This is a genomic window from Yersinia sp. 1252 StPb PI, assembly GCF_048593885.1.
Classification (GTDB): Bacteria; Pseudomonadota; Gammaproteobacteria; order Enterobacterales; family Enterobacteriaceae; genus Yersinia; species Yersinia enterocolitica_E.
In genome coordinates this window covers 1-13,587 of the sequence record NZ_JAZGQE010000135.1, presented here as the reverse complement: position 1 = coordinate 13,587, position 13,587 = coordinate 1, and the positions used below count along the sequence as shown (strand labels likewise).

Sequence of the window (13,587 nt, the reverse complement as noted above, 5' to 3'; positions counted from 1 at the left end):
TAATTATGTGCCGCAGAGTTTCTTTGAATACTCGGGTTCGTTCCCTCTTATGTAGGACAAATTTCTGTGCCGATTACATGAAAAACATCATGTAATCGGCGTTGTCGCCCAGCAGCAATCTGGTAGGGCAGTGTAAAACGCCCTTATTGCCCCGCTACGCTATGCACTTCACCATGCTGCATAGTTTGATTGACTTGTTGCCCATTGCTGTCAGTAGCTTGTAGAGAGCCGCTAACAGTAGGTTTCAATGGTGTATCGGCAGCCAGACTTCCTTTTATCTGTAATTTTAGGTTGCCCAGGCCTTGTAACGGTAATGCTGGCCAGCCCCAGTTTTGTAAGATATCCAGATTGACAGAACGGCCGGTCAGCGCCAGTGATAAGGCACGGGCAGGCGTTTGGTCAATACTGGCGGTGGACTCCAGTAAGCCCTCTTTGGTGAATGCGCTTAACTCACTAAATGTAATCTGTTGTTCATTGGCATTAAGGGCCAGTGACGGACGGCGAATATCATTTTTATTAAATGTCGCATTACCTGCATTCAACATTAATGAGCCAGACCATACACCCCACTGATGGTTTTTTGCCAACAGTAAGTTAGTGCCTGCGGCGTCCAGCGATGTAATCTGGAAGGGGAAGTCAGGGCTGATATCAATCAACAAGTTACGATTAGCACTAAGCTTGCCGACGTACACCTCGGATAGCCAGCTTGGCAATGTTTGTTGCCATTGTTGCTTCCAATCGGCAGGCAGAGTGTAAACCAGCGCGACCAGTGTCAGTTCATCCAATTGCAGGCGATGAGTATCGCGCGCCCAATTCCCCTGAGTTCTTAATAGACCATCCTGCCAGCGGGTTGAGAACTGATTAATTGCGACGCCAGCCGGAGATAAAGCAAATGTTGCTATTGGGTCAATCAGATGAATATTACCCTTGATAATATCACCGGCATTGAAGGACAGTTCGCCATCCTCAGTTTGCCAATCACCTTGTTTAAACGTGATATTTTTTAGCGTCAAATCCAGGTCATTAAATGCCCAGCTTTTCCCTTCTACTCGCGCATCAATTAAATCAAAGCGTTTTAGCGTAATCGGCGGGAGTTGTAAGAATGTATTCCAAACATCATCTATCGATGCTGGTGTTTGCAGGCGGATATTGCTGAGCCGCAGGCGATCGACCAGCCAACTGCCATCAGCCGCTTGGCTGGCGTTACCTGTCAATTCACCCTGCGCGATATCTGCGCCGAAATTGGTTAGGGTCAGGGCATTTTTCTGTATCGAGCCTTGCAGATAAAGTTGTTGCGCGGTAATACCGTTAATAGTTAAAGAACCGGCACTAAACTGAAATTGAGCATTTTCGCCAAGGCTATTACCCGGTTGTGGCTGCCAAGGCACCAAACCGCCAGTCACTTGTTGACCCGCAATCTTCCACTGAGCGGCTGAGTTTTTCGCCTCAAGAGTGGTATCGAGGGCCATATTAGTCAACTGCAAGGTATCAGCCTGTAATGGCAGCGGTGATGGGCTATTACTGAGGATTAAACGACCATTTTGCAGATTGAGACTGAGAAGGTGTCGAGGCTCGGTCAGTTGCCGCCAACTCAGGCCAAACAGCGCTTGTTGGGCAACAAGAAACGGAGGCTGATTGGCCCGGCCCAGAGTGATATCACTGAAACTGATTTGTCCCGGTTGGGACCATGAGTGGTCTATTTTACCCAGAGAGAGGCGATATTCACTATTATCACTAACCCAACGGCTCAGCCAACCGGCAGCCCAACTGGTTTGGAGCAATACGTAACACAGCACTACGGACAGCACCAGTAGTAGTAATAACGTTAGCAGCACTTTCCCGAGAAATTTCATCCGGTCTTTCCACGCCTGTCGGTGATACGGAACCCTGTTTATGCCGTAATTTGTCCATGAGCTCAATAGACAATCAGTTATCCGGCGATAAAAAAATGGCCGGGATCGTTTACGACCGGCCATTTCATTGACGTGTTGATGTAAAGATTATTTTTCTTGTGGGAAGAGTAAGTTAAGCACAATGGCAGTAATACCACCGGCAGCAATCCCGGAAGAAAGCAGTGTTTTTACCCAATCTGGCGCGAATTGTAGAATCAATGGCTGTTGTGCCACACCCATACCAACTGCCAATGACAGAGCCATAATCATAATAGCGCGGCGATTGAGTGTTTCACGAGAGACAATACGCACGCCGGAAGCGGCAATGGTACCGAACATCACCAGCGTGGCGCCCCCCAGCACGGGTTCAGGAATATGTTGCACGAAACCTGCAACCGCCGGGAACAAGCCCAGTACAATCAGCATCAGTGCGACAACGAAACCGACATAACGACTGGCGACACCGGTCAACTGGATCACGCCATTGTTCTGGCCGAAGCAGGAGTTAGGGAAGGTGTTGAACACCGCCGACAGCATGGAGTTCAAACCATTCGCCAGCACACCACCTTTCAGGCGTTTCATATACAACGGGCCATGAACCGGTTGCTCAGAGACATCCGAGGTCGCGGTGATATCACCAATGGTCTCCAGTGAGGTCACCATGAAGATTAACATCAGTGGTACCAGCAGATTCCAATCAAAGGAGAGGCCATAATAGAGTGGTGTTGGGATAGTGATCAGCGCGGTATCTACCACCGGGCGGCTCTCTGGCAACATACCCAACGACCAGGCCAGCAAGTAACCCACGGCCATCGCAATGACTAAAGAGGCCACACGCAAATACGGGTTGCGCTGGCGGTTCAGTAGAATAATCACCACTAATACGGCACCCGCTAATAGCAGGTTTTTCGGTGCGCCAAAGGTATGGTCACTCATTGCACCATAACCGCCGCCAATTGATGTCAGCCCAACCTGAATCAATGACAAACCGATGATCATCACCACGATACCAGATACCAGTGGGGTGATAATGCGGCGCGCCAGATGCAGGAAGCGGGAAAGTATAATTTCGGTGCAGGACGCCACCATTAGCGTACCAAACAGTGCCGCCATCATGGTTGGGATATCTGCGCCGCCGTTTTTTAGCGCCAGGCCACCCATAATCAATGGCGAAACAAAGTTAAAACTGGTGCCCTGAATCGATAATAGGCCAGAGCCAACTGGCCCCCAGGTTTTAATTTGCAGTAACGATGCCAAGCCGGAGGCAAACAGCGACATGCTAATAATGCGTTGGGTATCTTCCGCTGGTAGTCCCAGCGCCTGACAAATCAATAAGCCAGGGGTTATCACTGCGACAAACATCGCCAATAAATGCTGGCAAGCAGCGAACAATGTTTGGGCGAGTGGGGGGCGGTCTTCTAAACGGTAAATCAATTCGCTGGGGCGAGTGGCTGCTTGCTGTGGAGTATCAAGCTCGGCGGATTGCGTAGACATGGAGTGGCATTCCCGGATCGGCAAAGAGGGCATTTTAATGATCCGGCTCACAAAAGCAATCGGTTGCGCTGCGTTTTTAAAAATAATTCTATTCGGTGCTCACCTGCATTTTTCTATTACTAAACTTGTAATGGGCGGCGTTTTTTCTTCTAATCCCTTCCTTAACTGTTTTGGCGTTTTTAAGGAACTGTCTAACGTCATATTTTTAATCGATATTTTAATCGCATGGAGTACCAAGATGTTTCATCTCGATACCTATGGCACGCTAGTCGCGGCCTGCTTGGTTTTATTATTAGGCCGAAAACTCGTACAAACTGTCCCATTCCTGAAAAAATACACTATTCCTGAACCGGTAGCCGGCGGTTTGTTGGTTGCCTTCTTGATGTTGCTGATGCAAAAGACTCTTGGCTGGGAAATCGGTTTTGATATGTCGCTCAAAGATCCCTTGATGCTGGCATTTTTTGCAACTATTGGTTTGAATGCCAATCTGGCTAGCTTACGTGCTGGTGGCAAAGCCTTGAGCGTATTTGTGTTTGTGGTCATTGGTTTGTTGCTCATGCAAAACGCAATTGGTATTGCGCTTGCTAAATTGATGGGGCTAGACCCGCTGATGGGGTTACTCGCTGGCTCAATTACCTTATCAGGTGGGCACGGTACTGGTGCTGCGTGGAGTAAACTCTTTTCTGAACGCTATGGCTTTGAAAATGCAACAGAAGTTGCTATGGCTTGTGCAACATTTGGTTTGGTGCTGGGGGGATTGATTGGTGGCCCGGTAGCCCGCTACCTGGTGAAGCGATCTTCCACACCCGATGGTACGCCGGAGGACAGCGAAGTCCCTTCCGCATTTGAAAAGCCTTCGGCCGGGCGCATGATCACCTCGTTGGTGTTAGTTGAAACCATCGCCATGATAGCTATCTGCCTGATGGCAGGCAATGTGATTGCGGGTTGGTTGCAGGGCACGATGTTTGAACTGCCAATCTTTGTTTGTGTGCTGTTTGTCGGGGTTATCCTCAGTAACACGTTGTCGGCAATCGGCTTCTATAAAGTCTTTGATCGTGCGGTATCAGTGCTGGGCAATGTCAGTCTGTCACTGTTTTTGGCAATGGCACTGATGAGTTTGAAGCTCTGGGAGCTGGCTTCACTGGCATTACCGATGCTGGTAATTTTGTCAGTTCAGGCACTGGCGATGGCGTTGTACGCTATCTTTGTCACTTATCGCATCATGGGAAAAAACTATGATGCAGCGGTACTGGCGGCGGGGCACTGTGGTTTTGGTCTGGGTGCAACACCGACTGCAATCGCCAATATGCAAGCGATTACTGACCGTTTTGGCCCATCTCATCTGGCGTTCTTAGTGGTGCCAATGGTAGGTGCATTCTTTATTGATATCGCTAATGCGATCGTGATTAAGCTTTATCTTTTACTGCCAATATTCCCGGCGGTGGTAGGGTAGCTGTACTCTGGGGCGAGTTTACTTGCCCCTTATTCATTAAGCGTTAGTGTAACGCGCTCGCTCTGGTAGCCAGCGCTCAATCAATGCGCGTGCATGTTCAGGATATTGCTGGTGCAGATGGCGAGCTACCCGTTGGACTTCGGGAATCATCGCCTGATCGCGCAGTAAATCAGCCACTTTGAACTCCGCGCTTCCAGTTTGCCGTGTCCCCAACAATTCGCCCGGTCCACGGATTTCTAAATCCCGCTGGGCAATGACAAAGCCATCATTACTATCACGCAACACTTGTAAACGCATTTGGGCGGTTTTACTCAACGGCGTTTTATAGAGTAATACACAATGAGAGGCGACAGCACCACGGCCGACACGGCCTCGTAACTGATGTAATTGCGCTAGCCCCAAGCGTTCCGGGTTATCGATTATCATCAGGCTGGCGTTAGGCACATCGACCCCAACCTCGATCACTGTGGTTGCCACCAATAGCTGCAACTCACCCTGTTTAAATGCCTGCATAACTGCCTGTTTTTCTGGTCCTTTCATGCGCCCATGAACTAAGCCGACTTTAATTTCCGGCAAAGCAATTTTCAGTTCTTCACAAGTTACTTCGGCGGCCTGCGCTTCCAGGACTTCAGATTCCTCAATCAGTGTGCAGACCCAATAAGCTTGCCGACCCTCTTCCAGACAGGCATTTTTAACTCGCTGGATAACATCACTGCGGCGGGTATCAGGGATTGCCACTGTAGTCACCGGTGTTCTACCTGGGGGAAGCTCATCAATCACTGAGGTATCAAGGTCTGCATAGGCAGTCATGGCCAGCGTTCTTGGAATTGGGGTCGCGGTCATAATAAGTTGATGTGGATGGAAACCTTGCTCCTCACCCTTTTCCCATAAAGCGAGCCGTTGATGAACACCAAAACGATGTTGTTCATCAATAATAACCAGCGCCAGTCCAGAGAACTGCACCTGTTCTTGAAACATCGCATGGGTGCCAACAACCATTGCAACCTGACCGCTGGCGACCGCTTCTTGCTGCGCTATACGGGCTTTACCTTTTTGCTTGCCAGCCAGCCAGCCCACTTGCAGTCCCAACGGTTCTAGCCATTGGCGGAAAGTGGAGGCATGTTGTTCTGCCAGTAATTCGGTGGGTGCCATCAAAGCAACCTGCTTGCCGTGAGCAATTGCCCGTAGCGCGGCCAAGGCTGCAACCAATGTTTTTCCTGAGCCAACGTCCCCTTGAATCAATCGCATCATCGGGAAGTTATGGGTCATATCCTGCTCAATCTCCGCCACTACTCGTTGCTGGGCATGCGTGGGGGTGAAAGGTAGCGCGGCCAGAAAACGTTGTTTGAGTTGTTGCTCTGCCAATAGCGGTAATGCCCGATAGCTTTGCGCGCCGGCCCGGACAGCCAACATACTGAGGTTATGAGCGACTAGCTCTTCCATGATCAGCCGCTGCTGTGCAGGATGCTTGCCTTGATCTAAATCAGCCAACTGAATATTTGCTGGTGGGCGATGCAGGGTATGAATAGCTTCTGGCAAGCTAATGAGTGAACGGCTTAACTCAATCGGCAATAATTCGGCAATAACACAAGTATCCAGCATCGCCAGCGCTTGATCGATAAGTTTGCGCAAGGTCGCCTGACGAATCCCTTCGGTGGTGGGATAAACGGGTGTCAGGGACTCTTGTAATTCAACGCCAATGTTCTCGCCATGCACCCGATATTCAGGGTGAATGATTTCCGCCCCGGTATTGCCCCGTTTGACTTCGCCGTAGGCGATAACATGCTTGCCCGGAGACAAACTGTTTTTCATCGCAGCGTTGAAGTTAAAGAAACGCAGAGTGAGAACACCACTACCGTCGCTGATTTGGCAGGTCATCATGCGGCGGCGGCCAAAGGTGATATCAGAACGTAGAACCTCGCCCTCAACATTAACCGAGAGGCCAGGCATTAAATCGCCAATACGATACAGGCGAGTACGATCTTCATAACGCAGTGGGAGGTGAAGCAGTAGGTCTTGGATGGTTTCCAACCCCATTTTAGCCAGTTTCCCAGCCTGACTTGCACCAACACCGGAAAGTGTACTGAGGGGTACTGCATCCAGCAGGCGGCCTTTCATTTAAGACTCCGTGGCTTGCATGGCAGACCACCATTGTGCATCGGCAATAACCTGACCCTGCTCATCAATATGCGGTTGAGGTAGCCCTTTCCGTTTGGCGACTTGTGCCAATACCGGATAGCCCCCCTCAAACAGTAACCGTTGCTGCTCATCTTCGGGCAAGACACTTTTTGCTCGCTGATACATACCTGCATTTTGCCGCTGCCGTTGGGCTTCATATAAAATCAACGCAGACGCGACAGAAACATTGAGTGATTGCACCATGCCGATCATCGGAATAATGATGTCTTGGTCCGCGAGTGCTAACGCTTCCTCAGATATACCGGTCTTCTCCTGTCCCATCAAAATACAGGTTGGGCGGGTATAGTCTATTTCACGAAAATCGACAGCATTATCAGACAGATGCGTTGCCAGAACTTGCATGTTCTGTGATTTCAGATGAGCAATGGCATCGCTAATATGGGTGTGTGTTTTGACTTGTACCCAACTGTTGCTGCCGGCCGCGGAAGAGAGCCGTGTATACATCTGAGTCGTTGGCCAAATTGCATGTACTTGATGGATACCGACAGCATCAGCTGTACGAATGATAGCGGATACATTATGAGGTTTATGTACTTGCTCCAGGCAAACCGTTAGGTCCGGCTGCCTGGTAGCCAGCATTTCACAAATCCGCGCATAGCGTTGAGGATTCATAGGCGTTAGTTACGATTACGGCTGACTTTAACCACATCTGGCATGATACGAATCTTACGCATTATGTTAGCCAGATGGACCCTGTCACGGGTAGTCAGGCGAATAAAGGCACTGTATACCCGGCCATCTTTCTCTTCAGTATTCAGGCTCTGAATATTAGATTCGGCTGCATTGATTGCCGCAGTCAGATTTGCCAAAGCACCTTGCTGATTGAACATATCGACTTTAATTTCAGCAATGAACTCTTGTTCAGTCTCTTGATCCCACTCAACCGCCATAAATTTCTCAGGCTCTTTCTGGTAGCCACGGATATTACGGCAAGACTCATGATGGATAACCAAACCTTTGCCTGGGCTGATATGAGCAATAATCGGGTCACCGGGGATAGGACGGCAGCACTTGGCAAAGGTAATTAGGACGCCATCGGCACCCTTGATTGCCAGATTACGGGTGCCAGAGGTCGCCAGCGTTGATAGGTCACCCAACAGGTTTTTGGCCACTACCACACTCATCGCATTACCCAAGCCAATTTCTGCTAGCAAATCATCTAGCGTCGCCAGTTTCATACGGTCCAGTTCATGCTTGATATTATCTTCAGAAATATCAGACAGTTTTCGACCATTTCCTAACGCATGATTCAGTAACCGGCGGCCAAGGCTCACCGATTCATCACGTTTCAGGTTTTTCAGCAACTGGCGAATTTTGGCTCGCGCTTTCGAGCTGACAACAAAGTTCAGCCAGGCCGCATTTGGCCGAGCACCCGGAGCGGTAATAATCTCAACGGTCTGGCCACTGTTCAGTGACTGAGAAAGCGGGTAGGGCTGACGGTCAACACGCGCACCTACACAGGCATGGCCAATATCGGTATGCACAGCATAGGCAAAGTCGACAGGTGTCGCACCGGCAGGTAATTCAACGATGCGCCCTTCTGGGGTGAAAACGTAAATCTCATCAGGGAATAAATCAGATTTTACGCTTTCAATAAATTCAAATGAGCTGCCTGCACTTTGCTGTAACTCCAGCAAGCTTTGCATCCAGCGCTGAGCGCGAATTTGTGCGGTGGTGCCAGACTCACCCTGCTCTTTATAAGCCCAGTGTGCAGCAACCCCCATTTCGGCCATCTGATCCATATCTTCAGTACGAATCTGTACCTCGACCGGAACCCCATGAGGGCCGATTAATGAGGTATGTAACGATTGATAGCCGTTAGCCTTAGGGATGGCAATATAGTCTTTCACTCTACCGGGGCGTGGCTTATACAGGCTGTGAGCCTGACCCAACACGCGGTAGCAAGTATCGACTTCTTTGACGATAACCCGAAAAGCATAGATATCCATGATGGAGTGAAAGCGCTGCTCTTTCAGGTTCATTTTGCAATAAATGGAATAGAGATGCTTTTCACGACCACTGACTCGGCAAGGAATACCGGCCTCAGTCAGACGCCCTTCAATCTCCGCCAAGATTTTCTGAATCATCTCTTTGCGGTTACCACGTGCGGCTTTCACCACTTCTTTAATTACGCGATAGCGATTGGGGTAGAGCGCTTCAAAACCCAGCTCTTCCAACTCGGTTTTTAAATGATGGATACCCAGCCGATGGGCCAGTGGGCTATATATTTCAAGGGTTTCACGTGCAATGCGGCGACGTTTATCTGGGCGTAAGGAACCCAGCGTTCGCATGTTATGTGTGCGGTCAGCCAGTTTGATCAAAATAACGCGGATATCCTGCACCATCGCCATGATCATTTTGCGGAAGTTTTCCGCCTGAGCTTCTTTCTTGTCACGAAAATTCAGTTTATCGAGTTTAGAAACACCCTCGACCAACTCGGCTACGCTTTTCCCAAACAACTGCTCCATATCTTGATATGTAGCAGGAGTATCTTCAATGACGTCATGTAATAACGCCGCCATTAAGGTTTCGTAATCGAGCCGCATCTCCGCGAGAATACAGGCCACAGCAACAGGATGAGTGATATAAGGCTCACCACTGGAGCGTGTCTGACCCTCGTGAGCATCACGTGCAACAAGATATGCCTGTTTGAGGCGCTTAATCTGCTCCTCTGGCAGGTAACGTTGAATCAGCAGATTCAGGCTTTCAAACAGGTACAAGGCAGACTCGCTGTCTAATTAACGACGACCTTCAGCAATCGCGGTTACCGCTTGGATCTCTGCGGCTTCCTGCTCTTGCTGTTCTTGGCGTTCACGAACATCGAGAATCTGATTAGTAATCAGGCCTTCTTCAATCTCGCGTAGCGCAATCACAGTAACTTTATCGTTTTCTTCTGGAACCAGTGCGTCTTTACCGCCGGACTGGATTTGACGTGCCCGACGAGCAGCGACCAACACCAGGTCAAAACGGTTACCAATTTTCTCTACAGCGTCTTGAACAGTTACGCGTGCCATAATTCTGCTACTCCACAGGTGACGAAATGACGGGGCATGATACTGAAACTCGGTTCAGTCTGCCAATAATTTGGTGATTAAAGCGTCATGCCGCTGTTTCTGGCGGCCTAAACGCAGTCGTTCTGCGCGAATAATGGTTTTCAGATCAGATAAAGCCAGATTGAAATCATCATTTACGATTAAATAATCATATTCAGCGTAATGGGTCATCTCGGCGACAGCTTGCGCCATTCGCTTAGCGATAACCTCTTCGCTATCTTGCCCACGGCCTCGCAAGCGGCGATCCAATTCTTCCTTGGAAGGCGGCAAAATAAAAATACTGCGTGCAGTGGGCATTTTTGCGCGAATTTGCTGCGCACCTTGCCAGTCGATATCTAAAAATACATCGACACCGGTTGCAAGAACCTGCTCAATCGCCAAACGTGAGGTGCCATAGTAATTTTCAAATACTTTGGCATGCTCAAGGAAAGCATCGTCATCAATCATCTGGCAAAACTCTTCTTTAGAAATGAAGAAGTAATGTTCACCGTGATTCTCACCCGGACGTATTGCACGCGTGGTATGGGAAATAGAAACCTGCGTGTCGTACAGCGGTTGTGTTTTTAACAAAGCCTGAATCAGGCTTGATTTCCCTGCCCCACTGGGCGCGGAAACGATGTATAGCGTGCCTTGGACCATGATGACGTTTCAGTTGATTAGGTTGATATACCCTTCTTACTTGACGTTGCAACGGCGCTAGCAGCCCTCTATCCAAAATCACTGACTTTAGTCAGCACATCAGGATTTGCTCGCTTGCTACCTATCCGCAACACCAATTACTTTGGGTGTATATAGAAAGCAGAAGTGTGAATCTCCGCACAGTATACACGGCTGCTACGCGTCATGCAGCGTTACAACACATTTCACCTGAATGTTTCGTCTGTAAACAGCTCGATTTTCTGATTTTGCGGCGAAGATTGCGTAATTTTCATTTGTTGCTGTAAGCAGAAAACTATTTTTCGGTAGCGCCCGCATTTAATTTTTTTGGTCTTCGACGGATAAGACATTTCAGGTTTTACTTCCGGCCACCAAGGAAAGGGACTGATGAGCATGCTGAATTTAAAAATATTTGTTCTGTTGATAGTCAGTTTTATACATTGGTCCTCCAGAGCGGAAGCTATCTGCCCTGAATGGCCGCCAGAAAGAATGTCGGTTGAAATTAACTCACTCAAGAAACAACTGGATAAGTGGAATGTGGCTTACCATCAGCAAGGTATTAGCGTGCTTGCCGATGATGTTTACGATCAATTGCAGGAAAAATTGCAGTTATGGCAGTCATGCCATTTATTGCCGGACAAACAGGAAAACCGACTTACTCCTGGTAATGGGAAGTTTCTTCATCCGGTTGCGCATACCGGACTAAAAAAACTTAAAAATGAAGCTGCACTGGCTGATTGGATGGTGGGGCGGAAAAATCTCTGGGTGCAGCCCAAAATAGATGGTGTTGCAGTAACACTGGTGTATCAGGATGGAAAACTGATGCAACTTCTCAGTCGAGGAAATGGTTTGAAAGGCCAGAACTGGACTGACAAAGCACCATTTATTACTGCTATTCCTCAATATATTGCTACCGCGCCTCCCTGGTTAACGCTGCAAGGGGAGCTATTCCTACAAATGGACGACCATCAACAAGCATCGTCTGGTAGTGTCAATGCCAGGGCGACAGTTGCTGGTGCACTTATGCGTAAGTCTCCAGCGGCATTACTACCCCAATTGGGCATTTTTATATGGGCATGGCCTGATGGACCAAGCAGCATGGTGGAGAAAGGGACACTATTGCAAGCGATGGGCTTCCCCTTGACCGCTAAATACAGCAAACCAATAGTATCAAGTCGCGATGTTGCACACTTTCGCAAACACTGGTTGCAAACACCGCTGCCTTTTGTAACTGATGGCGTTGTTATCCGACAGGAACAGGAGCCAGCCGGACGCTACTGGCAGGCCGTTCCGGGGCACTGGGTTGTGGCGTGGAAATACCCACCACAACAGCAAGTTGCTGAAATTAAAGATATACATTTCACGATAGGCCGCACTGGTAGAGTGACAGTCGTTTTACAGGTTTCACCGGTAAAAATTGATGACAAATGGATTAGGCGAGTGAATGTTGGCTCGGTCGCGCGTTGGCGGCAGTGGGATATTACATCTGGCGATCAAATCGTTATTGCACTGGCCGGGCATGGTATTCCACGGTTGGATAGTGTTGTTTGGCGGGTAAGCCAACGGCAGACGTTCACTCCTCCAGCAGAGGATCAATTTCATCAATTGAGCTGTTTTCGCCTTATCCCTCCTGAATGTGAGCCGCAACTTCTCTCTCGTTTGACATGGCTTAGTGGCCCAAAAGGACTAGATATACAAAGTGTTAGTAGTGGATATTGGCGAGAGCTGATCCATCATGGGCTGATCAATGATTTGGTGGGGTGGCTATCCCTCACTAAAGACCAAATAGCGGGTGTTCCTGGTATAGGGATAGCCCGTGCTGAAAATATTTATCAGCAATTTCAAAGCACAAGGGAAAAACCCTTTTCCCAATGGCTACTGGCATTGGGTTTTGCGCGGGGTACACTTGTCAATTCTCAATGGCGGTCACTACAACAACGCAGTATCGCCGAGTGGAGTTTAATACCGGGTATTGGGCCGATTCGAGCAAAACAGATTACTCATTTCTTACACCACCCAGAGGTGCAAGCTATGGCTGACTTTTTATCGCAACAGAACATTAGCGGGTTCCAACTTGAGGAGTAAACCTTCACGTACCTGACTTAATGCTCTGAATGCTCATATTTGAAGATTGGCAGGCCCAGCCGGAATCGTAATGCTAACAGTCGTGCACTTAGCCCGGTGACGAGTGTAATGATAACAACCCAATTATGTGACAGTTGTGTGTATTGCAGAGCAATGTAGATCCAGGCGGCAGCGAATGAGATACCAGCATAGATTTCTTTCTGGAATACCAAGGGGATACTGTTACAGAACATATCGCGCAGGACGCCGCCAAAAACGCCGGTAATGACGGCCGCAATGGCGGCAATTATCGTACTGTGGCCCATATCAAGAGCGATTTGTGCCCCAATAATAGAGAAAACGATCAGCCCAATTGCATCAAGCACCAAAAACAAATGGCGTAAATGCTTCATTAGTGGCGCCATCCAAGTTGTGACGATTGCAGCAACGGCGACAATAACAATGTATTCCGGGTGTTTAACCCAACCCAGCGGATAATGGCCCAGCAGCATATCTCGGACTGAACCACCACCAATTGCCGTTGCAGATGCAATAATAATGACACCAAACATATCCATTTGACGGCGGCCTGCAGCCAGTGCCCCGGTCATGGCTTCAGCTGTAATACCAATAATATAAAGAACACTGAGTAGCATAATGAATCAAATTTCTTAAGGGCAGTAAAGGCCGCAGAGTAGTGACTAAGGCTGGTTGTCGCGACTGAGATTTTCTAAGTCATATATTTAAGATTACTTTAACTAATCAATTTATTAAT

10 protein-coding genes are annotated in these 13,587 nt (G+C 48.7%); 2 read left to right on the top strand and 8 right to left on the bottom strand.

What is annotated here, in order from left to right; genetic code table 11:
• Nucleotides 1-143: 143 nt before the first annotated feature.
• On the bottom strand, nt 144-1,853 hold the full coding sequence (locus V2A85_RS17190; RefSeq protein ID WP_420071927.1) for an AsmA family protein: 1,710 nt from the start codon (nt 1,851-1,853) through the stop codon (nt 144-146).
• Between the two features lie 147 nt (nt 1,854-2,000).
• Nucleotides 2,001-3,386: a uracil-xanthine permease family protein gene (locus V2A85_RS17185; RefSeq protein WP_083161655.1), complete on the bottom strand. Its 1,386-nt coding sequence runs from the start codon at nt 3,384-3,386 to the stop codon at nt 2,001-2,003.
• Nucleotides 3,387-3,624: 238 nt separating this feature from the next.
• Here V2A85_RS17185 and gltS point away from each other — a divergent pair, with 238 nt between their 5' ends.
• A complete protein-coding gene (gltS, locus tag V2A85_RS17180; RefSeq protein WP_420071926.1) occupies nt 3,625-4,839 on the top strand; it encodes a sodium/glutamate symporter in 1,215 nt (404 codons plus the stop codon).
• A 36-nt stretch (nt 4,840-4,875) separates the two neighbouring features.
• Here gltS and recG read toward each other — a convergent pair whose 3' ends face one another.
• From recG to gmk, 5 genes are read right to left on the bottom strand one after another with little or no spacing between them, the layout of a single operon-like run.
• On the bottom strand, nt 4,876-6,957 hold the full coding sequence (recG, locus tag V2A85_RS17175) for an ATP-dependent DNA helicase RecG (RefSeq protein ID WP_372560152.1): 2,082 nt from the start codon (nt 6,955-6,957) through the stop codon (nt 4,876-4,878).
• On the bottom strand, nt 6,958-7,650 hold the full coding sequence (trmH, locus tag V2A85_RS17170; RefSeq protein WP_083161659.1) for a tRNA (guanosine(18)-2'-O)-methyltransferase TrmH: 693 nt from the start codon (nt 7,648-7,650) through the stop codon (nt 6,958-6,960).
• A gap of 5 nt (nt 7,651-7,655) precedes the next feature.
• A complete protein-coding gene (spoT, locus tag V2A85_RS17165; protein ID WP_083161661.1) occupies nt 7,656-9,758 on the bottom strand; it encodes a bifunctional GTP diphosphokinase/guanosine-3',5'-bis pyrophosphate 3'-pyrophosphohydrolase in 2,103 nt (700 codons plus the stop codon).
• Nucleotides 9,759-9,776: 18 nt separating this feature from the next.
• The gene (gene rpoZ, locus V2A85_RS17160; RefSeq protein ID WP_004392061.1) at nt 9,777-10,052 is read right to left on the bottom strand and encodes a DNA-directed RNA polymerase subunit omega; all 276 of its coding nucleotides are present in this window, start codon (nt 10,050-10,052) and stop codon (nt 9,777-9,779) included.
• Nucleotides 10,053-10,106: 54 nt separating this feature from the next.
• On the bottom strand, nt 10,107-10,730 hold the full coding sequence (gene gmk, locus V2A85_RS17155; protein ID WP_005191120.1) for a guanylate kinase: 624 nt from the start codon (nt 10,728-10,730) through the stop codon (nt 10,107-10,109).
• Between the two features lie 405 nt (nt 10,731-11,135).
• Here gmk and ligB point away from each other — a divergent pair, with 405 nt between their 5' ends.
• A complete protein-coding gene (ligB, locus tag V2A85_RS17150) occupies nt 11,136-12,833 on the top strand; it encodes an NAD-dependent DNA ligase LigB (protein ID WP_372560151.1) in 1,698 nt (565 codons plus the stop codon).
• A 17-nt stretch (nt 12,834-12,850) separates the two neighbouring features.
• Here the strand turns inward: ligB and V2A85_RS17145 are convergent, their stop codons facing one another.
• Nucleotides 12,851-13,468 carry a trimeric intracellular cation channel family protein gene (locus tag V2A85_RS17145; protein WP_372560150.1) on the bottom strand — a complete coding sequence of 206 codons (618 nt, stop codon included), beginning with the start codon at nt 13,466-13,468 and terminating at the stop codon, nt 12,851-12,853.
• Between the last annotated feature and the right edge of the window lie 119 nt (nt 13,469-13,587).